Consider the following 20996-nt stretch of genomic DNA (forward strand, 5'->3'; position numbering starts at 1 on the left):
CCAGCTAGTCGAGGTCGAATGTATCGCCGGATCGCATCCGTCCTTGCCCTAGGGCTCGGCCTCGCCGCCTGCGAGCCGCAGACCTCGCGCGACCATATCAAGATCGTCGGTTCCTCGACCGTCTATCCCTTCACCACCGCGGTCGCCGAAGGGCTGGTCAACGCCAACCCCAATCTGCGCGCGCCGGTGATCGAATCGACCGGCACCGGCGCGGGCGCCAGCCTGTTCTGCGCAGGGGTCGGCCCGCAGCACCCCGACATCCTCAACGCCTCGCGCCGGCTCAAGAAGTCCGAGTACGAAACCTGCCTGAAGAACGGCGTGAAGGACATCATGGAGGTCCAGGTCGGCGTGGACGGTGTCGCACTGGCCGAATCGAACGCAGGGCCGAAGCTACAGCTGAGCAAGCGCGACATCTATATGGCGCTCTCCGCCAATCCGCTGGGCAAGCCCAACATCGCCCGGCTGTGGAGCGACGTGAACCCCGCGCTGCCGCGCATCCCGATCCAGGTGTTCGGCCCGCCCGCGACCAGCGGCACCCGCGACGCGCTGGTCGAGCTGGTGATGGTCCCCGCGTGCGAGGCCGCGCTGCCGCAGGTGAAGGAACTGAAGGAGCGCGACAAGGATCGCTATGCCGATATCTGCACCCGCATCCGCGACGATGCGGCCTATGTCGACAAGGGCGAGAACGACAATCTGATCGTGCAGAACCTGTCGACCAATCCCAATGCGGTCGGCATCTTCGGCTATTCCTATCTGGAGGAGAACAAGGCGCGGCTGCACGGCGTGCCGATCGACGGCATCGCGCCCGGCTACGACAGCATCGCCGACGGGCGCTATCCGGGGGCGAGGCCGCTGTTCATCTATGTGAAGAAGGCGCATATCAAGCCGGTGCCCGGCATGACCGACTTCCTCGCCGCCTACGCCCGGTCGTGGGAACCGAACGGGCCGCTGACCCGCCGGGGCATGATCGCCGCCCCCGCCGCCGTCCGCGCCGAATCCGCGGCGGAAATCCGCGACCGGAAATCGCTCGATCCGGCGGGGCTGCACTGATGCACGGCTTCGCCCTGATCCTGCTGGTGCTCGGGTTCGGCGGTATCGGCTGGATGGTCGCGCGCGCCCGCGCCGCGCGCTTCGCCAAACCGGCCACCGCGGCGCAGCGGCCCAATTCGCTGCCCGGCCAGCACGGCTGGCACATGGCGATCTGGATCGCCGCCCCGGCGCTGCTGTTCCTTGCCGCGTGGAGCGTGACCGCGCCGACGCTGGTGCGCGAAAGCGTGCTGGCGACCCCCGCCGCCGCCGGACTCCCCGGCCCCGGCTTCGAGCGCGCGGCGATCCTTGCCGAGGCGCGCGCACTGGCCAGCGGCGATGCATACGGCGCGTTCAACCCGCAGGCGGAGGTGCTCGCCCCCGCCTATGCCGCCGCGCAGCGCCGCTACGACTGGATCGGCACCGTGCTCGCCGTGCTGCTGGCGTTCGCGGGCGGGGCGTTCGCCTTCACCCGCATCCGCCCCGATTTCCGCGCGCGCACCCGCGTCGAACGCGCGGTGATGCTGGCGCTGCTGGTCGCCTCGCTCATCGCGATCCTGACCACGCTCGGCATCTTCCTGTCGCTGGTCGTCGAAAGCGTGCGCTTCTTCCGCATCGTGCCCGTTACCGATTTCCTGCTCGGCACCCACTGGAGCCCGCAGGTCATCCGCGCGTCCGATCCGGGCGCGACGCTGGGCGCGGTGCCGCTGTTCTGGGGCACCTTCTTCATCGGCGCGGTGATCGCGATGATCGTCGCCATCCCCTTCGGACTGATGAGCGCGATCTATCTGACGCAGTACGCCCGGCCCGGCGTGCGCAAGTGGATGAAGCCGATCCTCGAAATCCTCGCGGGCGTGCCGACCGTGGTCTACGGCTATTTCGCCGCGCTGACCGTCGGGCCGGCGATCCGCGACCTCGCGGTGATGCTCGGCATGCCCTTCGCCTCTTCGGAAAGCGCGCTGGCGGCGGGGCTGGTGATGGGCGTCATGATCATCCCCTTCGTCTCGTCGATGGCGGACGATTCGATCGCCGCCGTGCCGCAATCGATGCGCGACGGCAGCCTCGCGATGGGCGCCACCACCAGCGAGACGATCGCCAAGGTGCTGCTGCCCGCCGCGCTGCCCGGCGTGGTCGCGGGCGTGCTGCTGGCCGTCTCCCGCGCGATCGGCGAGACGATGATCGTCGTCATGGCCGCATCGGGCGCCGCATCGATCACGCTCAACCCGTTCGAGAGCACGACCACCGTCACCAAGCAGATCGTCGACCTGCTGACCGGCGAGGCCGAGTTCGACAGCCCCAAGACGCTGGCCGCCTTCGCGCTCGGCCTCACGCTGTTCGCGATCACCTTCCTCCTCAACGTCGTCGCGCTGCGCGTCGTCAAGCGGTATCGGGAAGCCTATGAATAGTCCCAGCCTCGTCGCCGGATCGCCTGCCGTCGAGCGCGCCGCGACCCCCGAGCGCGTGCCGACCGACTGGAAGACGCAGGCGATGCAGAAGCGCATCCGCCGCCGCTATGCCGCCGAGCGCCGCTTCCGCTTCTTCGGGCTTGCCGCCGTCGTGCTGTCGGGCGGGTTCCTCGCCTTCCTGCTCGTCACGATGCTGCTGAGCGGCGTCGGCGGGTTCCAGCGCACGCTGGTGAACCTGCCGATCGATTTCCCCGCATCGGGGATCGAGGTCGATCGCGCGCAGCTGCAGGGCCGCGGCGCGGACCTCGCGCTGGCGGGGGCGGGCGTGGAGAATGCCGTCGACGGCGCAGCGGCGGCGGCGTTCGGCGAGGAGAACCGCGTCATCTCCGACAGCGCGTGGCTGACCGTCCGCGACGCGATCAAGGCCGATCCCTCGATCCTGTCGCGCAAGGCGACGATCCCCGTCCCCGCCGCCTCCGATATCGAGGAAGCGGCCAAGGGCGACGGCACGGCGCAGGCGGAGGCGATGGTCGCCCGCCTCACCAAGGCGAACGCGATCTCGACCGGGTTCAACACCGACTTCTTCCGCTCCGCCGATTCGACCGATCCGACCGCGGTCGGCATCTGGGGGGCGCTCAAGGGATCGCTGATGACGATGCTCGTCACGCTGCTGATCGCCTTCCCGGTCGGCACCCTCTCGGCGCTGTACCTCGAGGAATACGCCCCCCGGAACCGCTGGACCGACCTGATCGAGGTGTCGATCAACAACCTGGCGGCGGTGCCCTCGATCATCTTCGGGCTGCTGGGTCTGGCGGTGTTCCTCGGCACGTTGAACCTGCCGCGCTCGGCGCCGATCGTCGGCGGCCTCACGCTGGCCCTGATGATCATGCCGGTCATCGTCATCGCCGGACGCAACGCGATCAAGGCGGTGCCGCCCTCGATCCGCGACGCCGCACTCGGCATCGGCGCGTCCAAGGTGCAGGTGGTGTTCCACCATGTCCTGCCCCTCGCCCTGCCCGGCATCCTGACCGGCACGATCATCGGCATGGCCCGCGCGCTGGGCGAAACCGCGCCGCTGCTGATGATCGGCATGCGTGCCTTCATCTCGCAGGCGCCGCAGGGGTTCGGCGATCCCGCCACCGTGCTGCCGGTGCAGATCTTCCTGTGGTCCGATCAGGTCAGCCGCGGCTTCATCGAGAAGACCAGCGCCGCGATCCTCGTGCTGCTGGCGTTCCTCCTCGCGATGAACGCGCTCGCCATCTATCTCCGCAATCGCTTCGAGACCCGCTGGTAATGACCCAAGCCCAAGCAAGTCCGCCCGTCCCGAAGCTGTCGGCGCGCGGCGTCAACGTCTTCTACGGCCAGAAACAGGCGATCAAGGACGTGTCGATCGACATCGCCATGGAACATGTCACCGCCTTCATCGGCCCGTCGGGCTGCGGCAAGTCGACCTTCCTGCGCACGATGAACCGGATGAACGACACCGTCGCCTCGGCGAGGGTGACGGGCGACATCCGGCTGGACGGCGAGGATATCTATTCCCCCGCCATGGACGTGGTGCAGCTGCGCGCCCGCGTCGGCATGGTGTTCCAGAAGCCGAACCCCTTCCCCAAGTCGATCTACGAGAATGTCGCCTACGGCCCGCGCATCCACGGCCTCGCGACCTCGAAGGGCGAAATGGACGGCATCGTCGAACGCTCGCTGACCCGCGCCGGGCTGTGGAACGAGGTCAAGGACCGCCTCACCGACAGCGGCACCGCGCTGTCGGGCGGGCAGCAGCAGCGGCTGTGCATCGCCCGCGCGATCGCGGTCGATCCGGAAGTGATCCTGATGGACGAGCCGTGCAGCGCGCTCGACCCGATCGCCACCGCGAAGATCGAGGAGCTGATCCACGAACTGCGCGGGCGCTATGCCATCGCCATCGTCACCCACAACATGCAGCAGGCCGCGCGCGTGTCGCAACGCACCGCCTTCTTCCACCTCGGCACGCTGGTGGAATATGGCCGTACTTCGGACATCTTTACCAACCCCCGCCAGGAGCGCACAAAAGACTATATCACCGGGCGGTATGGCTGAGGGAAACGACATGGCGACGGGACACGAACATACCGTCAAGGCATTCGACCGCGACATCGGCCACCTGCGTGCGCTGATCTCGCAGATGGGCGGCCTTGCCGAACAGGCGATCAGCGACGCGATGCTGGCGCTCAGCCGCAACGATCCGGCGCTGGCCAAGGAGGTCCGCGCCAAGGACAAGGCGATCGACGCGATCGAGGCGGAGGTCGAGAAGCTGGCCGTGCGCGTCATCGCGCTGCGCGCCCCGATGGCCGACGACCTGCGCGAGGTGGTGGCGGCGCTGAAGATCGCGGCGGTGATCGAACGCATCGGCGACTATGCCAAGAACATCGCCAAGCGCGTCGGCCCGATCCACGGCGAGACGCACGATCCGCGCATCGAACCGCTCAGCATCCTGCCCGCGATGGCGCAGCTGGCGTCGGACATGGTGCACGACGTGCTGAACGCCTTTTCGGCGCGCGACGCGCAGGCGGCGATCGAGATCTGCCAGCGCGACAATGCGCTGGACGATTATTACAACAGCATCTTCCGGGTGCTGGTGACGTACATGGTCGAGAACCCGAAGACGATCAGCCAGGTCGCGCACCTGCTGTTCGTCGCCAAGAACCTGGAACGTATCGGCGACCATGCGACCAACGTCGCCGAAATGGTCTATTTCGCCGCCACCGGACAGACGCTGGCGGAGCGGGAAACCTCGGAATTCGCAGGATAATCATGAGCAAGGCACGGATGTTGCTGCTGGAAGACGATGCGGCGCTGGCCGAACTCATCGCCTTCCATTTCCAGCGCGAGGATTTCGAGGTCGTCCGCACCCACGAGGGCGAGGAAGCGCTGCTGCTCGCACGCGAGGCGACGCCCGACATCGTGCTGCTCGACTGGATGGTGGAGGGGCTGTCGGGGATCGAGGTCTGCCGCCAGCTGCGCCGCCAGGCCGCCACGCAGAACGTGCCGATCATCATGCTGACCGCGCGCGGCGAGGAGGAGGATCGGGTGCGCGGGCTGGAAACCGGCGCGGACGATTATGTCACCAAGCCCTTTTCGCCGCGCGAGCTGGTGGCGCGGGTGAACGCGGTGCTGCGCCGGGTGCGTCCGGCGCTGGCGGGCGAATCGCTCAGCTATGCCGATATCGAGATGGACACGGTCGGCCACCGCGTGCGGCGCGGCGGCGAAGTCGTGCCGCTCGGACCGACGGAATTCCGCCTTCTCAAGCACTTCCTCGAACATCCCGGCTGGGTATTCTCGCGCGAACGGCTGCTCGATGCGGTGTGGGGGCATGATTCCGACATCGAATCGCGTACCGTCGACGTGCATATCCGCCGCCTGCGCAAGGCGATCAACGTCGGCGACCGGCCCGACATCATCCGTACCGTCCGTTCGGCGGGCTATGCGCTGGACGCGGCGGGCTGACATCTTGGCGAGGAAACCTTTTCGACTTGGCTCGTTTGGTCCGCAGCCACAACGAAGCTAGTCGCGAAGGAGTTTTTCCGATGAAGACGATCGCTTTCATGGGCGCGCTGCTGCTGGGCAGCGCCGCCGTCGCCCAGACCACGCCGCCGACGACCACGCCGGACACGTCGACGATGCAGCCGGGCACCACGACCGCGCCGACGCCGCCCGCCGACACCATGACCCCGCCGCCCGCACCGGCCACGCCGACCACCGACGGCATGGCTCCGCCGCCCCCGCCGCCGCCCCCGGCACCCATGGCAGGCCAGCCGTCGGGCATGCAGCAGGGCAACATCCAGTTCGCCCCGCCGATGGCCACCCCGGCGCCCGCGCCCAGGGACAGCTATCCGGTGTGTTCGCGCACCGTGAAGGACAGCTGCCGCAACCCCGGCGGCAAGTAAGCACCGACCCGGCCGCAACGCCGGACCCGCAGCGCCCCGCCGGAAACGGCGGGGCGTTTCGCGTTGCGGCCCCCGCACCGCCGTTCCGTTCGTCCCGAGCGAAGTCGAGGGACGCGCACAGGCCGGATCGACCTTCCCTGCGCCCCTCCCTCGACGAATGCCTCTGCCACAGTCCTTTGCCGTACCCCCGCGCAGGCGGGGGTACGGCAGGATCAAGCGCCGACCCTGGATTTTCGCAGAGGAATCTTGGGAGGGAGGGACACAACGCATAGCGTATTGCATCATCAATACACCAGTGTCATACTCCACCAACACAGGGAGGTATCGGCATGTACAGCGAAAGCGATCTGAACGGCGCGGTGGAGGCGGGCGTATTGCCGCGCGCCGCCGCCGAGGCATTGCGCAGCCATGTGGCGGCACAGCGGCGCGCACCGGTGGTGGACGAGGAACATTTCCGCCTGCTGACCGGGTTCAACGACATCTTCGTCTCGGTGGCGCTGGCGCTGCTGCTGGTATCGCTGGCGTGGATCGGCGAATCGATCCTCACGCCGCTCGGCGGGCTGGGCGTCGCGGGGGCGGCGTGGTTCCTTGCCGAATATTTCACCGCGCGGCGGCGGATGGCGCTGCCCAGCATCCTGCTGCTGCTGGCCTTCGTCGGCGGGGTCGCGGCGACGCTGTTCGGCGTAGTGGTGGAGATCGATCCGCAGAACGTGCCGGACCGGGTGACGGCGGCGATCTTCGCCGGGATCGCGCTGGTCGCGGCGGGCGCGGCCTATGTCCACTGGCGGCGCTTCATGGTGCCGATCACGGTCGCGGCGGGGGCGGCGGCGCTGGTCGGCACCGTCGCGGCGCTGGCGGTCGCGGCGTTCCCGCAGTTGCAGGATCATTTCTATCCGATCACCCTGCTCGGCGGGATCGGCGTGTTCGTCGCGGCGATGCGCTGGGACATGAGCGACCGCGAACGCCGCACCCGGCGCAGCGACGTCGCCTTCTGGCTCCACCTCGTCGCCGCCCCGCTGATCGCGCACTCGCTGTTCCAGCTGCTCGGCGTGTTCGGGCCGACCGTGACGCTGCCGATGGCGGTGGTGGTGATCGCGCTGTACGTCGGCTTCGGCGTCGTGGCGCTGGCGGTGGATCGCCGCGCGCTGCTCGTCTCCAGCCTCGCCTATGTCCTCTACGCGCTCTACGCGCTGTTCCGGCAGGCAGGCGCCGTCGAGCTGTCGGCGGCATTCACCGCCTTCGTCATCGGCTCGGCGCTGCTGACGCTCTCGGTATTCTGGCAGCCGATGCGGCGCACGGTCGTCGGGCTGCTGGGCACCCTCGGCGACCGCCTGCCGCCGGTGGCGCTGGCCTGAGTTTCTTGCTTCGGGCAACCTCGGCCCCGGGCGACCGGGGCCATTTTTTTGCGTCCGCTATTCCTCGACCAGCTTCATCAGCCGCCGCTCGACCGGGGCCAGCACCGGCCCCAGTTCATGGCCGCGCTTCACCACCGCGCCCGCCTCCCCCACCAGCGCCCACATCCCCTGCCGGTTGCGCAGCGAAGGGCGCTTCTCGATGCGGAACTCGGGGCGTTCGGTCGCGCGGCGGAACGCGCTGAACACCGCCGCGTCCTTGCCCAGGTCGATCGCATAGTCGCGCCAGTGCCCCGCGGCGACCATCCGGCCATAGAGGTCGAGGATACGGGCCAGCTCGGCGCGCTCGAAGCCCACCTGCCCCGGCTGGCGCGATGTCGGGAATGGGGTGACGGTGCCCATCAGGCGCGGTCGCGGCGGTCCTGCTGCTCGGCGAGGAGCGAATCGAGCCGCTTGCGCAGCGTCTCCAGTTCGCAGCGCATCAGTTCCAGCCGCTGGGTCTGCGGATCGAACATCTCGCGGCACGGCGTGCCATAGGGGACGAACGGCGTCTCGCCCGCCTGCCCCCCCTCGACCACGGTCGGGCGCGCCGGGATGCCGACGACGGTGGCGCCCTCCGGCACGTCCTTCGTCACCACCGCATTGGCGCCGACCCGCGCGCGCGGCCCGATGGTGATCGGCCCCAGCACCTGCGCGCCCGACCCGATGATCGCGCCGTCGCGGATCGTCGGATGGCGCTTGCCCGCGACGCCGTTGTCGGGGCTGGTCCCGCCCAGCGTGACATTCTGGTAGATGGTGACGTTGTCGCCGATCTCCGCCGTCTCGCCGATCACGACGAAGCCGTGATCGATGAAGAAGTGCCGCCCGATCGTGGCGCCGGGGTGGATGTCGATCGCGGTCAGGAAGCGCGACCAGTGGTTCACCGCCCGCGCGGCGAAATACCAGCGGCGCCTGAACAGCCGGTGCGCGATCTTGTGATACACCAGCGCCCAGACGCCGGGATAGGTGAGGATCTCGACGCGCGAACGCGGCGCGGGATCGCGCGCCTTGATCGAATCGAGATAGCGCAACAGCCGCGCCGACATCGGCATTCCCCTTACCACTTGAGGCTCATGTAGGGCGGCCCTACCCTGTCGCCAAGCCGTGCTGTAGGCGTAACAAACCCTAGCTATCTTGTCGGGATTGGCTTTTCCCGCCATCACGGCGCACGACGATGCGCTGACTATTAAGGAATCCGGATGCTCGAAAATCTCGACTGGGCCCGGCTGGCGGAATTCATCGCCGCCGGTTTCGCCGCCCAGCTCGTCGACGGGGCGCTCGGCATGGCGTTCGGCGTGATCTCCTCGACGCTGCTGGTCAGCGTGATCGGCCTGCCGCCCGCGACCGCATCGGCCAGCGTTCATCTGGTGGAATGTTTCACGACCGGCGTGTCGGGGATCAGCCACGCGCTGCACAAGAACGTGAACTGGAAGCTGTTCTGGCGGCTGGTGCTGCCCGGCGTCGCGGGCGGCGTGACCGGGGCCTATATCCTTTCGACGCTCGATGCGTCGGTGACGCGGCCGTTCGTGATGACCTATCTGGCGCTGATCGGCGTCTATCTGCTGTGGCGCGGCCTGCGCCATCCGCCCGAACCCCGCGAGCCGAAGGTGATCGCCCCGCTCGGGCTGATCGGCGGCTTCCTCGACGCGGCGGGCGGCGGCGGCTGGGGGCCGGTGGTGACGTCGAACCTGCTGGTGCAGGGATCGGCCCCGCGCACCACCATCGGCACGGTCAACACCGTCGAATTCTTCCTGACGCTGTCGGTATCGCTGACCTTCCTGCTCAACCTCGGCCTCAGCGCCTTCACCACGGCGGTCAGCGGGCTGCTGATCGGCGGCATCATCGCCGCACCGTTCGGGGCGATCATCGCCAAGCGGGTGCCCGCGCGCGCGCTGCTGATCCTGGTGGGCATCGTGCTGACGATCACCAGCGCGTACAGCGTGTACAAGGCGCTGGCGTAAGCAAGGATCGGTTTCACGCGAAGGCGCGGAGACGCGAAGGGGAAGCGATCGCGCAGCGATCATCCGTCCCGATCGCTGCGGCAGGAGCGAAACTCCCGCCGACGCGGGAGGATCGTGCGCCACACCCCCTCCGCGTCTCCGCGCCTCCGCGTGAACCTATCTCGCTTAAGCGACCGCGGCGTGGACCTTGGCCACCGCCTGCAACACCGCGCCGATGCGCACCGCGCCCTGGATCACCTCGGCCTTCACACCGTGCTTCTTGAGCACGTCCTCATGCGCGTCGATGCACATGCCGCAGCCGTTGATCGCCGACACCGCGAGGCTGAACAGCTCGAAATCGACCTTCTCGATCCCCGGCGCGGCGATGACGTTCATGCGCAGCTTCGCGGGCAGGTTGCCATATTCCTTGTTCTTCGCGAGGTGGACGAAGCGGTAGTAGACGTTGTTCATCGCCATCACCGCCGCCGCCGCGCGCGCCGCATTGGCCGCTTCGGGCGACAGCTTGTCCGCGACCTCGGCCTCGGCGGCATCGACCAGCGGCTTGTGCCCGGTGGCGTGCGCGCAGGCGAGCATCGTGCCGAACTTCTTCTGCGGATCGAGCACCGTCTCGTTCAGCAGCGAGCCGACGTTCAGGCGGATGTCCTTGGCGAAATCGGGCAGCGCCGATGCGAATTCCTTGAGCGACATGGGGTTAGTCTCCGTCAGATGCACGACACCCCAGCCGACCGGGGCAGGTAACGCCGCCGGTCCGCGCTGGGGTGGCATGGGGGAGCGGCGCGAGCCTCGGCCCGCACCGCCGATCAGGGGTTAGGCCGCGACCTGGAGGACGTCGTCGCCCTTGTTCCAGTTGCACGGGCACAGCTCGTCGGTCTGCAGCGCGTCGAGCACGCGCAGCGTCTCCGCCGGGTTGCGACCGACGTTGAGGCCGTTGACCTGCACCGCCTGGATCACATTGTCCGGGTCGATGATGAAGGTCGCGCGGAACGCGACATGCTCGTTCTTGTCGAGGATGCCGAGCTTGCCGGCCAGCACCGCGCCGTTGTCCGCGATCCACGGGAAGTCGGCGGCGGCCAGATCCGGGTCCGACTTGCGCCATGCCAGATGGACGTGCGCGGTGTCGGTCGACGCGCCGATCAGCACGGCGTCGCGATCGGCGAAGTCGTCCTTCAGCTCGCTGTAGCCTACGATCTCGGTCGGGCAGACGAAGGTGAAGTCCTTCGGCCAGTAGAACAGCACCTTCCACTTGCCGGGGAAGGCGTCGTGCGAGAGGGTTTCACCGGCAGGCAGCGCAGCGGTGCCCTGCTGGACGGGAACGGTGAATTCGGGGAGCTTGTCGCCGACGGTCAGCATGGAAATGCCCTTTCGTTATGGTGCGTTGCCGCACCGTGAATTGCTGCACCGCGATATAGGGTGCGGTCCGTACCGATCCAATCGAATTTGCCCTTGGGAATGATCGACCCAGCCGATAAGTAGGCGCCATGTCGGTTTATCTGCCCACGCTGAAGCAACTCCAGTATCTGGTGGCGCTGCGCGATGCGGGCCATTTCGGGCGCGCGGCGGAGGCGTCGTTCGTGACGCAATCCACGCTGTCGGCGGGCATCCGCGAGCTGGAGACGCTGATCGGCATGACGCTGGTCGAACGCACCCGCCGCGTGGTGCGCTTCACGCCGCTGGGCGAGGCGATCGTCGACAAGGCGCGCCGGGTGCTGCGCGAGGCGGAGGAGCTGACCGACATGGCGCGCGCCGCCGGGCGGCCGCTGTCGGGCGAGATGCGGATGAGCGTGATCCCGACGATCGCGCCGTTCCTGCTCCCCCGGCTGCTGCCGCGCCTGCGCCGCGACTATCCCGAACTGCGGCTCTATCTGCGCGAGGAGCCGAGTGCGGCGGCGTGCGAGGGGCTGCACCATGGCCGCACCGATTGCGTGCTGCTCGCCCTCCCCTATGCCTGCGGCGAGGTGGAGGTGGCGCCGCTGTTCGACGACCGGCTGCTGCTGGCGCTGCCCAAGGGCGAGGAAGGGGCGAGCGGCGACGCGCTGGTCGCGGGCGACATCGATCCCGAACGCCTGCTGCTGCTGGAAGACGGGCACTGCCTGAAGGACCATGCGCTGCGCGCCTGCGAGCACCCCGAATCGCGCGGACAGGCGATGATGATGGGCACGTCGCTGCACACCATCGTCCAGATGATCGACAATGGTCTCGGCACCACGATGCTGCCGCAGATGGCGATCGATGCGGGCATCCTCGAGAACACCGGCGTCACCGCGCGGCCGATCGAATCGCAGAATGCGTCGCGCCGGATCGCGCTGGTCTGGCGGCGCGCATCGCCGCGCGAACGCGACTTCCGGCTGCTGGCGGAGGTGCTGGCGGCGCAGCGCGGCTGATCCGGATCAAGGGAACCGAACTCCCGAGCGAACCGTATTGGACCCCGTCGGTGCCGCAGGCATCGCAACCCATCCAATCGCAACCACGGGAGATTCCCATGATTCGCGCAACCCTCTCCACCGCCGCGCTCGCCCTGTCGCTGGCCGGCGTCGCGCAGGCGCAGACCACCACCGCCCCGGCACCGGGCGGCACCACCGCCACCACCGGCGTGCGCACCGGCACCACCGCGACCGTGCAGACCCCGGTCGGCACGGTACAGACCGGCGCGCAGGCCGACACCAACGTCGCCGCCGCCGCCCCGGTGACGGTCGGCGGTGCGCCGATGCTGCCGACCGCGACCATCGTCGCCAACGCATCGAAGGCGAGCAACCTGACCACGCTGGTCAAGGCGGTGCAGGCGGCGGGGCTGACCGGTACGCTGTCGGGTCCGGGTCCGTTCACCGTGTTCGCGCCGACCGACGAGGCGTTCGGCCGCCTCGCCCCCGGCACGCTCGACACGCTGCTCAAGCCCGAGCAGAAGGCGTCGCTGACCAAGGTGCTGACCTATCACGTCGTGGCGGGCAAGCTCGACGCCGCCGCGCTGAAGTCGCAGATCGAGGCGGGCGGCGGCACCGCCACGCTGACCACCGTCGAGGGTCAGCCGATCAAGGCGACGCTGGAAAACGGCGCGCTGGTGCTGACCGATGTCGGCGGGGCGAAGAGCTATGTCACGCAATATGACGTGCCGCAGTCGAACGGCGTGGTGCATGTCGTGAACGGCGTGCTGGTGCCCAAGCTGGGGTGAGACGTTGGGCGGGGGTGGCTTTATCCACCTCCCAACCCCCATGATCTCCGTTCGGTTCGAGCAGCTTCGAGCGCAGCCGAGAAGCGCCCGTCGAGAACGCCCCGCCCAGCGGCACGCCGTGCTCGATACGCGCTCTCGACTGTGCTCGATCGCTACCCGAACCGAACGGTCTTGCTACCGGTCAACCCCACCGCGCCGCCGCCGCATCGTCGCTGGCACGCGCCTCGACCCAGCGCGCATCCTCGCCCCGCCGCTCGCGCTTCCAGAACGGCGCACCGGTCTTCAGCCGGTCGATCAGGAAGGCGCAGGCCTCCAGTGCCGCGCCGCGATGGCGGGCCGTCGTCGCCACGAACACCACCCGGTCGCCCGGCACCATCGGCCCCACCCGGTGCACGATCGTCGCCGCCGCCAGCGACCAGCGCTCCCGTGCCTCCTCGCACAATGCCTCCAGCGCGCGTTCGGTGGCGCCCGGATAATGTTCCAGCGCCAGTTCGGTCACGCCGTCGTCGCCGCGCACCAGCCCGGTGAAGGTCGCCACCGCTCCCGCATCGACGATCTCGGCGGCGGCATGCTCGAAGCCGATGTCGATCGGCGTGTCCTGCACGACGACGCGGATCATCCGCCCGTCACCGGGGGAAAGATCGCCACCTCGCGCGCTTGCCCGACCGGCGCGTCGAGGCCGACGAACGCCTGGTCCACCGCCGCGCGCAGCCGGGCGCGATCCGCCAGCGCATCGGCATGCGCCGGGCTGCGCGTCGCCAGATGGTCGATCAGCCCGGCGACGGTCGCGACGCCTTCCGGCAGGTCGATCGTCTCCGCACCGACCCCGATACGCTCGCGCACCCATGCGAAATACAGGATGTCGAGCCGCATCACGTATCCATGTGCTTCAGGCCGATCCGCAGATAGTCCCAGCCGGTGATCGCGGTCAGCGCCGCCGCCCCCCACAGGCACACCAGCCCCACGACATGGACGAAGCCATAGGCGGGCACCGCCCCGGCAAGGATCAGCGCCCCGAACGCGACCAGTTGCAGCGTCGTCTTCCACTTGGCCAGCTTCGACACCGGCAGCGACACCTGGATGCCCGCAAGGAATTCCCGCAACCCCGACACCGCGATCTCGCGCAGCAGGATGACCAGCGCGGCGATCAGGTGGATGCCGGTGATGATCGCCATGTCGTGCCGCGTGCCCACCAGCATCAGGATGACCGCCGCCACCATGATCTTGTCCGCGATCGGATCGAGGAACACGCCCAGCTTCGATACGGTGCCCTGCGCCCGCGCCAGATAGCCGTCGAAATAGTCGGTGATCCCCATCAGGCAGTAGAGCGCGAAGGCGATGGCATAGCCCGCCTCCCACGTCGGCCACCACAGCAGCGCGACCAGCAGCGGGACCGCGAAGATGCGGGATAGCGTCAGGATGTTGGGAAGCGTCAGCACCCGTCAGCGCTTAGCACCGCGCGGGGGCCGCGCGAAAGCGGCAATCGGCGATTGAGCGGCCCCATACGCTCGGCTACACCCGCGCCTCCGCCCTTCCGTGGCAACAAGACAGGTCGCCTTCCGAATGCATAACGCGCTGGGGTTGCTCAGGCAGCGCCGTTTCCTGCCGCTGTTCGCCACCCAGTTCCTGGGCGCGTTCAATGACAATCTCTACAAGCACGCGATGGTGCTGTTCGCGACCTATCAACTGTTCGGCGATCCGGCGAGCGAGCAGAATTTCAACGCACTGGCCACCGGCCTCGCCATCCTGCCGTTCGTGCTGCTCTCCGCGCTGTCGGGGCAGCTCGCCGACAATCACGACAAGGCGAAGATCATCCGCATCGTGAAGACGGTCGAGATCGGCATCATGCTGTACGGCGCGGCGGGGATGCTGGTCGCGCGCTACGGCTATCCCACGCTCGGCATGGTGATGATGCTCAGCGCGGTCGTGCTGCTGGGCGTCCATTCGACCTTCTTCGGGCCGATCAAATACGCGATCCTGCCGCAGCATCTGAAGGAGGATCAGGTATTGGGCGGTACCGGCCTCGTCGAGGCGGCGACCTATCTGTCGGTGCTGACCGGCACGATCGTCGCGGGCTGGGTCAGCGTCGAATGGGCGGCGGGGCTGGTCGTCGTCGTCGCGATCGTCGGCTGGTTCACCGGGCGGCTGGTGCCGCCCGCCCCGCGCAGCGGCCCCGAACTGACGATCAACTACAATCCCCTCACCGCGTCATGGCACCTGATCGCGGCGACGATGCACATCCGCCGCCTGTTCCTCGCGATCGTCGCGATCAGCTTCTTCTGGACGATCGGGTCGGTGCTGATCGTGATCTTCCCGGTGCTGGTCAAGAACGTGCTGACCGCCGACAAGCAGGTCGCCTCGCTCACCATCGCCATCTTCTCGATCGGGGTGGCGATCGGATCGGTCATCATCAACGCGATGCTGAAGGGCACGATCTCGGCACGCTATTCGCCCGCGTCGGTGATCGCGATGGCGGTGTGCGTCGTCGCCTTCGCGCTGCAGGCGCGCGGCTGGACCCCGGCCCCGGGCGGCACCCTGTACGGGGTGGGCGATTTCGTGACCCATCCGCAATCGCTGTTCGTGCTGGCGACGCTGGCGGCGATCGCGATCTTCGGCGGCATGTTCGTCGTGCCGCTCTACGCCTTCCTGACGACGACCGTGACCAAGGACCAGACCGCGCGGACCGTGGCCGCCAACAATGTCGTCAACTGCGCATCGATGACGCTGGGCGCGGTCGGCGTGATCCTGCTGACCTGGGCGGGGCTCGGCCCCGTCCAGCTGCTCTTCATGGTGGCGGGGATGTGCCTGATCTCGGCATGGCTCGCATGGCGGCTGCACCGCGCGTGCGAGGATTGTCACCCCGCCTGAACCGCCCTCAGAGCAGGAAGGTGTAGAAGCACAGGAAGAAGGCGGTGAAGCTGACCGCGAACAGCTTCAGGTCGCTTTCGTCGCGGGGGCGTTCCGGCGCGGCGGCGACCGGCGACAGGCGGCGGCGGAACGGGTGGCTGCGGGTGCGGGCGGTCGGCATGGCACGACGTTAACGCATCATTTACCAATCGGTCCCATGCCGGACCGACCCGTCCGTCCCGTATCGGGACGGCGTCAGGGCAGCACCGCCCGGTCGAGGTGGAGATAGGCGGGCGCGAACTGCGCCACCTCGCACAGCCCGTCGAGGTCGAGGATGGTCAGCGTCCGCCCCGCCCATTCGATCAGCCGGTCGCGCCGCAATTCCTGCACCATGCGGTTGACGTGCACCGGCGTCAGTCCGGTCGCCTCGCCGACATCGGCCTGGGTCAGCGGAAATTCGCAGCTCTGCCCCGTGCAGCGCCCGACCAGCCGCAACCGGAAATGCACCTCGCAGAACAGTTGCGCGATGCGTTCGCGCGCCGAGCGCAGCCCGAGGCTGGCGATCCATTCGCGGTGGGTACCCGCCGCGACATGGTCGTTCCACCACACCGCATGGGCGATCGATTCGTGGCGGGCGATCAGCTCGCCGAACGCATCGGGCGTGACCTCGGCGATGGTCATCTGGGTGATCGCGCCGATCGAATGGTCCATCCGCGCCAGCACCTGGATATTGGCGTCGCACACGTCGCCCGGCAGCATCAGCGACAGCATCTGCCGCCGCCCGTCGGGCATCTGGCGATAGCGACAGCCCCAGCCGTCGAGCACGAAATTGACGAAGCGCGGCGGCGTACCTTCGGACACCATGTCGCGGCGCGCGGCGACGATCCGCTGCCGCTGGTCGAGCAGCCGGTCGATTCGCCCGCGATCGGCATCGTTCAGTCCGGAATACGCGAGCAGTCGCGTGCGACGCTCCACAGCCTTGGCCCCTGTCATAGGGCAGTGCAGCTAGCGCTTGTTACGCGGGCGCACGATATACTGGTTTAATCGGCGACATTTCATCGCATTACAGTCTGATCCGCGCACGCGGATGCGGTACCGGCCCGCTCCCCCGCCCGGCCACCCACGGCGTATCCTGAATGGGTGACCGGGCGGGGGAGCGGGCCGGTACCGCCATGATCCAGCGTTGCTGAATCACACTCCAATACCCCCCGGCGCGGACTTCCCCCGCCCGTTTCAATCGATTTTTTGCATCTGCTAACCGGTTGGCGCGATGCAGCATGATCCTTTACAACGGTCCGGCACGTACCGTCGGGGGATGGAAATGATCTGCATCTTGATAGGGCACAAGCGGGATCGCCACCAGGTCTGGTATGACGGGGTCAGCTTTCGCGCTCCGTGCCGCCGCTGCGGCATCGATCTGGCGCGCGACCATCGGCGCGGGTGGGTCGTGTTCGACCCGAAGACCGATCCGCACGTCGCGCATCGCACGACGAAGCCCTGAATACGAAAAACCCCGCATCGCTGCGGGGTCGTCGGGGAAATGGTGGAGCCGAGGGGGATCGAACCCCTGACCTCTGCAATGCCATCGCACAAGCTAGGCCATTTCCCAGCAGCTTAGCGGCCCCGGTCGGCATCCGCAGGTCAGCGTAACCCCGCAGAAATCCGTCCGACTTTTCCGGCGACACCGGAGAAGCACCGGAGGCGTACGGCCACCACCAAGCGCTGCTGAATAGCGCATCCATTTGCATGCTTAGCGCACGTCAGACCCCGGTTCTGGCGGCGCTTTCGTGCGCCCATCGACCCGCCGTCTCGGGGTCCGCCATGAAGAAGTCCAATACCTCCCTGCCCCGCACGCCCGGTGGGAAGGCACTGCATGCCCGTCGCCTGCGCCAGCGCACCCATCAGCCAGTGCGTCGCGGCAGCTTCCACCATGACGCGGTGATAGAAGGTCGATGGGCATCCTCGAACCGCTTTCCCCGATCCGAGAATAATGCGCGGATGCGCGCGGCCGAGGCGTATGAGCATTTCAGCAAGCCCGCCGGCCGAAGGAACGGCAAGCTCGGGCATATCGCGCTGGAGGTGTATCGCTTCATGCTGCGTCTGCGCGGCAAGGCTGATGGACGGCTCGACCCATCCTATAGCTGGATCGCGGCGCAGATTCGACGCTCGCGCAGCGCGGTGGCGAAGGCCATCGCGCGGCTGAAGGCGGAGGGCTTCCTCGACTGGACGCGACGGACGCGCCCCGTCGTCGACCCTGAGCCGGGCGGACAGTATGTCGAGCAGATCGCGAACGCCTATTACCTAAAGCTTCCGGCGATCGCCGCCAGCCTCGTCGCGCGGGTCACGCGCGCGGCGACCGAGGCGACCCAGCGTGCGCTGACGCTCGCCGAGCGTGCATCACGCGCCGATCGCGCAGCACGCACCTCCCCCACCGCGCTGGCGGCCGCCTCGGCCCCGAAGGAGCAGCTGACACTTCGGGAGGCGATCCTGTCGCTGGGACGCACCGTCGACCGCTGCGAAGCCGAGGCAGAGAGGGCAAGTCCTCCGAAGGGACGGAAAGGGGCCCTATAGCAATATCATAAGGCATCGCTCTCGCGATACGTAACCAGAGGCCACACCACCCAGCCTAGACGGGCCGCCATGTGCTTGGTCCCCGATGCCGCACCCGCCCGGCCATCATCACTCGTGCGCCCAGCACAACCGGCACCGCATTCAGGCTCGGCGACGGGGACGAGCACGATCCGTGCCGAAAAAGCCGCCCTGTCACCCCCGCGGAGCGGTCAGCGCATCGGGCATCAGCAGGTCCGCCCAAGTCTGCATGAGGCGGCGGCGCGCGGCGATCTGGCGCGACCGATTATAGGCACCCTCCACCTTGATATTGACCTCGACCTCCTTGCGCGGCGCATGGCCGAGAGCGCGGTCGATCGTCACCCGCTCGCCCGGGTGCCGCTCATTGAGGATGGTCGAAAAGGTCGCGCGCCACCCATGCGGCACATGCCGCCCGGCATAGCCCGCCTGCCGGTACAGCGCGCCGATCGCGCTCTCGGCGATCGGCGCGCCATGGACGCCGCGGCCGAACACCAGCTCGACGCCGCTGTCGGCGCGCGCGCGGATCGCGCGCAGGATCTCGACCGCCTGACGCGACAGCGGCACGAAATGGTCATTGCGCGGGTCAGCCTTCTTCGCCTTCGCGAGCTTCATCCGCGCGGCCGGCACCCGCCACAGTGGCACGGCCGGGCCGATCGCGTCCCCGGTCCAGTCGACGCCCTCGACCTCGTCCCACCGCATGCCGCGCAGCGTGCCCTGGCGGACGCCGGTCAGCGCGAGGAAGCGCGACGCCAGCTCGACGATCGCCGGCCCGCCGATCGCCGCCGACGCAGCGAGGAGCGCGCGCGCGTCGTCGAGCGTGACCAGGGCGAGCTGCTCGCCCGCGATCGGCGCGGCCGCCAGCGCGTGGCGGACCTGCGCGGAGGGATCGGCGGCGCACAGGTCCATGGCGATGCCGAAGGCGAAGACCTTGCCGATGCGCTGGCGGACGCGCCGGGCCGTCTCGATCGCGCCGCGCGCCTCGACGGCGCGCAGCACGTCCCGCACGTCGGTCGCGGTGATGTCGTCCAGCTCGATAGCGCCGATCGCCGGGAAGACGTCGCGCTCGAGGCTGCCGATCACGTCGGCCGCGTGAATTTCGGTCCAGCTCGCGCGCCAGTGCGCGTGCCAGGCGCGGGCGACGCCGGCGAAGGTCCGGTCGATTGACGAACGCGCTGCGCGCTCCTGCCGAGGATCGCGCCCGGCGCGCAGCGCCTCCCGGGCGGTGTCGGCCGCCGCGCGCGCGCCGGCAAGATCCATGTCGGGATATTGGCCGAGCGTTAGCAGCAGCTCGCGACCGTCGAGGCGGAAGCGCCAGCGCCAGGACCGCAGGTTCGACGGCGCGACATAGAGGTGCAGCCCTTGCCCGTCCGAGAGCTTGTAGGCGTGCGGCTTTGTCCGTGCGGTGCGCACGGCGGCGGCGGTCAGCATGGGCATGCTCCGATCAAAAGGCGGTCAAGAAAGGAAGGCGCTGACATCACGCGACTTTCCGGCGCGGCAGACGCGCAGCGCGGTCAGCGATCAAATAGGGGGCTGCGCATTCATCCTCGAAAGCACGAAGAGCGAGCCCGCGCGGCGGAGACACCCTCCGCCTGCGCTGCACCGAAACCCCCGGAAATCCGCCGGTTTGGGGCTGACCCCAAACCGGCGATACCCGCACGATACCCGTATTATTCGGGCGTCGGCTCGCCTTCAGGCGTCCAGTCGGTGAGCAGTCTTGAGAACTGCCCACGCGCGTGATGCAGCCAGCGAACATACCCCGTTACCGGCTGCGCGGGATCGCTCCACCCGATCGGCCAGCCCATTGTCATCTCGTAGAAGCGCGGGTTGGACCTCAGGGTGGTGATGTAGGAGCCGGTCCCATGCTTGAAGCTCACCCGGACCGGGTGCGAAGATGGGCAGCTCGCCATCGACGCATTCCACCCCGTCGCCTTCAGCGTTAGCCAGAGCGCGGTCCAGCTCCGCGCCGTCTCGCCCAGGCCGAACTGCCCGCCGCTCTCGTGACTGACATCCAGCGGGGCCACCGGCCGGATCGCCCCCGCCTCCAAGATCAGGTCCGGAAAATACCCCCCGTCCGAAGCGGTCGGCGTGGGCCAGGATGAAGAGCCTGCGGCGCCGGTGCGAAGCGCCAGCCTCTCGCGCAGTGAACAGGCCCGCCTTTGTCGTGTAGCCCAGGCCGCGAAGATCGCCGGCGACGTCGGCGTATCCCATGGACAGGTGCCCTTCGACGTTTTCGCAGAAGACCCATTCCGGTCCGACTTCCCCGACGATCCGGGCGACCTCGGGCCAAAGGTGACGCGGATCTGCGTCTCCGGTTCGGCGACCGGCATAGCTGAAGGGCTGGCATGGATAACCGGCAGTGACGATATGAATTCGGCCGCGGAACGGGCGGCCGTCGAAGGATCGGAGATCGTCCCAGACAGGTGCCGGAGCCAGGGCCTGGTCTGCCATCCTCGCCACGAGAGTGGCCGCTGCGTGACTTTCCCGCTCGACGAAAGCCACAGTGCGGTATCGGGGCTCGGCGACGTGCAGGCCGAGATCGAGGCCGGCGTATCCGGCGCAGAGGGAGATGCCACGGAAGTCGTCGTATTCGGGTGCGAAGGTACGAAGGTCCACAATGTCCGCTCCAAAGGATCGCTGCCGCGATCATCGGGTGCGCTCGGCTACGCGCGCGGAGGAACCGCCATCGG

25 protein-coding genes and 1 pseudogene are annotated in these 20996 nt (G+C 68.3%); 14 read left to right on the forward strand and 12 right to left on the reverse strand.

Translation table 11 applies throughout. The features are described 5' to 3' along the window. Nucleotides 1–18 precede the first annotated feature (18 nt). From ABLE43_RS08340 to ABLE43_RS08375, 8 genes are all read left to right on the forward strand, one after another. On the forward strand, nt 19–1050 hold the full coding sequence (locus ABLE43_RS08340; RefSeq protein ID WP_348978029.1) for a substrate-binding domain-containing protein: 1032 nt from the start codon (nt 19–21) through the stop codon (nt 1048–1050). After that, nucleotides 1050–2432 (forward strand): phosphate ABC transporter permease subunit PstC, encoded by a 1383-nt coding sequence (gene pstC / locus ABLE43_RS08345; protein ID WP_348978030.1) that lies wholly within the window; start codon nt 1050–1052, stop codon nt 2430–2432. Before ABLE43_RS08340 ends, pstC begins: the two co-directional genes overlap by 1 nt. An 82-nt stretch (nt 2433–2514) precedes the next feature. After that, complete coding sequence (gene pstA, locus ABLE43_RS08350) at nt 2515–3726, forward strand: phosphate ABC transporter permease PstA (RefSeq protein WP_348978124.1); 1212 nt, start codon at nt 2515–2517, stop codon at nt 3724–3726. Beyond that, a complete protein-coding gene (pstB, locus tag ABLE43_RS08355) occupies nt 3726–4508 on the forward strand; it encodes a phosphate ABC transporter ATP-binding protein PstB (RefSeq protein ID WP_348978031.1) in 783 nt (260 codons plus the stop codon). The genes pstA and pstB overlap by 1 nt, the downstream gene beginning before the upstream one ends. A gap of 10 nt (nt 4509–4518) precedes the next feature. Next, complete coding sequence (gene phoU / locus ABLE43_RS08360) at nt 4519–5220, forward strand: phosphate signaling complex protein PhoU (protein WP_348978032.1); 702 nt, start codon at nt 4519–4521, stop codon at nt 5218–5220. Between the two features lie 2 nt (nt 5221–5222). Beyond that, the gene (gene phoB / locus ABLE43_RS08365) at nt 5223–5915 is read left to right on the forward strand and encodes a phosphate regulon transcriptional regulator PhoB (RefSeq protein WP_348978033.1); all 693 of its coding nucleotides are present in this window, start codon (nt 5223–5225) and stop codon (nt 5913–5915) included. A gap of 80 nt (nt 5916–5995) precedes the next feature. Further along, nucleotides 5996–6355, forward strand: a complete 360-nt coding sequence (locus tag ABLE43_RS08370) for a hypothetical protein (protein WP_348978034.1) — start codon at nt 5996–5998, stop codon at nt 6353–6355. A gap of 329 nt (nt 6356–6684) precedes the next feature. Further along, the gene (locus ABLE43_RS08375) at nt 6685–7710 is read left to right on the forward strand and encodes a hypothetical protein (protein WP_348978035.1); all 1026 of its coding nucleotides are present in this window, start codon (nt 6685–6687) and stop codon (nt 7708–7710) included. Between the two features lie 57 nt (nt 7711–7767). On the opposite strand, the gene ABLE43_RS08380 is transcribed toward ABLE43_RS08375, so the two are convergent. After that, on the reverse strand, nt 7768–8109 hold the full coding sequence (locus tag ABLE43_RS08380; protein WP_348978036.1) for a DUF2794 domain-containing protein: 342 nt from the start codon (nt 8107–8109) through the stop codon (nt 7768–7770). Beyond that, nucleotides 8109–8792, reverse strand: a complete 684-nt coding sequence (cysE, locus tag ABLE43_RS08385; RefSeq protein WP_348978037.1) for a serine O-acetyltransferase — start codon at nt 8790–8792, stop codon at nt 8109–8111. The genes ABLE43_RS08380 and cysE overlap by 1 nt, the downstream gene beginning before the upstream one ends. Before the next feature lie 153 nt (nt 8793–8945). Between cysE and ABLE43_RS08390 the strand changes: the two genes are divergently transcribed. Beyond that, nucleotides 8946–9707 (forward strand): sulfite exporter TauE/SafE family protein, encoded by a 762-nt coding sequence (locus ABLE43_RS08390; protein ID WP_348978038.1) that lies wholly within the window; start codon nt 8946–8948, stop codon nt 9705–9707. Nucleotides 9708–9872: 165 nt separating this feature from the next. Here the strand turns inward: ABLE43_RS08390 and ahpD are convergent, their stop codons facing one another. Together ahpD and ABLE43_RS08400 are read right to left on the reverse strand one after the other, a co-directional pair. Beyond that, entirely contained in the window at nt 9873–10394 is a 522-nt protein-coding gene (gene ahpD / locus ABLE43_RS08395) for an alkylhydroperoxidase, AhpD family (protein WP_348978039.1), read from the reverse strand. Between the two features lie 120 nt (nt 10395–10514). Continuing rightward, on the reverse strand, nt 10515–11057 hold the full coding sequence (locus ABLE43_RS08400) for a peroxiredoxin (RefSeq protein ID WP_348978040.1): 543 nt from the start codon (nt 11055–11057) through the stop codon (nt 10515–10517). 128 nt (nt 11058–11185) lie between these two features. Here ABLE43_RS08400 and ABLE43_RS08405 point away from each other — a divergent pair, with 128 nt between their 5' ends. Beyond that, on the forward strand, nt 11186–12088 hold the full coding sequence (locus ABLE43_RS08405) for a hydrogen peroxide-inducible genes activator (RefSeq protein WP_348978041.1): 903 nt from the start codon (nt 11186–11188) through the stop codon (nt 12086–12088). A 98-nt stretch (nt 12089–12186) separates the two neighbouring features. Beyond that, nucleotides 12187–12873, forward strand: a complete 687-nt coding sequence (locus ABLE43_RS08410) for a fasciclin domain-containing protein (RefSeq protein ID WP_348978042.1) — start codon at nt 12187–12189, stop codon at nt 12871–12873. A gap of 181 nt (nt 12874–13054) precedes the next feature. On the opposite strand, the gene ABLE43_RS08415 is transcribed toward ABLE43_RS08410, so the two are convergent. The 3 genes from ABLE43_RS08415 to pgsA are packed head-to-tail and all read right to left on the reverse strand — an operon-like array spanning nt 13055 to nt 14312. Then, complete coding sequence (locus ABLE43_RS08415) at nt 13055–13492, reverse strand: molybdenum cofactor biosynthesis protein MoaE (RefSeq protein ID WP_348978043.1); 438 nt, start codon at nt 13490–13492, stop codon at nt 13055–13057. Then, nucleotides 13489–13746: a molybdopterin converting factor subunit 1 gene (moaD, locus tag ABLE43_RS08420; protein WP_348978044.1), complete on the reverse strand. Its 258-nt coding sequence runs from the start codon at nt 13744–13746 to the stop codon at nt 13489–13491. The genes ABLE43_RS08415 and moaD overlap by 4 nt, the downstream gene beginning before the upstream one ends. Further along, nucleotides 13746–14312 (reverse strand): CDP-diacylglycerol--glycerol-3-phosphate 3-phosphatidyltransferase, encoded by a 567-nt coding sequence (pgsA, locus tag ABLE43_RS08425; protein ID WP_348978045.1) that lies wholly within the window; start codon nt 14310–14312, stop codon nt 13746–13748. Before pgsA ends, moaD begins: the two co-directional genes overlap by 1 nt. A 124-nt stretch (nt 14313–14436) precedes the next feature. Between pgsA and ABLE43_RS08430 the strand changes: the two genes are divergently transcribed. Continuing rightward, nucleotides 14437–15741, forward strand: coding sequence for an MFS transporter (locus ABLE43_RS08430; RefSeq protein WP_348978046.1), 1305 nt, complete (start codon nt 14437–14439; stop codon nt 15739–15741). Between the two features lie 7 nt (nt 15742–15748). On the opposite strand, the gene ABLE43_RS08435 is transcribed toward ABLE43_RS08430, so the two are convergent. Both ABLE43_RS08435 and ABLE43_RS08440 read right to left on the reverse strand, forming a co-directional pair. Next, nucleotides 15749–15901: a hypothetical protein gene (locus tag ABLE43_RS08435; protein WP_348978047.1), complete on the reverse strand. Its 153-nt coding sequence runs from the start codon at nt 15899–15901 to the stop codon at nt 15749–15751. A gap of 74 nt (nt 15902–15975) precedes the next feature. Next, on the reverse strand, nt 15976–16695 hold the full coding sequence (locus ABLE43_RS08440; protein WP_348978048.1) for a Crp/Fnr family transcriptional regulator: 720 nt from the start codon (nt 16693–16695) through the stop codon (nt 15976–15978). Between the two features lie 358 nt (nt 16696–17053). Between ABLE43_RS08440 and ABLE43_RS08445 the strand changes: the two genes are divergently transcribed. Then, on the forward strand, nt 17054–17221 hold the full coding sequence (locus ABLE43_RS08445; protein WP_348978049.1) for a hypothetical protein: 168 nt from the start codon (nt 17054–17056) through the stop codon (nt 17219–17221). 320 nt (nt 17222–17541) lie between these two features. Beyond that, the gene (locus ABLE43_RS08450; protein WP_348978050.1) at nt 17542–18291 is read left to right on the forward strand and encodes a hypothetical protein; all 750 of its coding nucleotides are present in this window, start codon (nt 17542–17544) and stop codon (nt 18289–18291) included. A gap of 192 nt (nt 18292–18483) precedes the next feature. On the opposite strand, the gene ABLE43_RS08455 is transcribed toward ABLE43_RS08450, so the two are convergent. The 3 genes and pseudogenes from ABLE43_RS08455 to ABLE43_RS23170 all read right to left on the reverse strand — a co-directional run. Continuing rightward, nucleotides 18484–19737, reverse strand: a complete 1254-nt coding sequence (locus ABLE43_RS08455) for a tyrosine-type recombinase/integrase (RefSeq protein ID WP_348978051.1) — start codon at nt 19735–19737, stop codon at nt 18484–18486. Nucleotides 19738–19976: 239 nt separating this feature from the next. Further along, a complete protein-coding gene (locus ABLE43_RS08460; RefSeq protein WP_348978052.1) occupies nt 19977–20330 on the reverse strand; it encodes a hypothetical protein in 354 nt (117 codons plus the stop codon). Nucleotides 20331–20454: 124 nt separating this feature from the next. Beyond that, nucleotides 20455–20922: pseudogene (locus ABLE43_RS23170) on the reverse strand (DNA cytosine methyltransferase); the annotation flags it as partial. Nucleotides 20923–20996: the final 74 nt, after the last annotated feature.

The organism is Sphingomonas silueang, assembly GCF_040049155.1.
In the GTDB taxonomy this organism is placed as follows: Bacteria; Pseudomonadota; Alphaproteobacteria; order Sphingomonadales; family Sphingomonadaceae; genus Sphingomonas; species Sphingomonas silueang.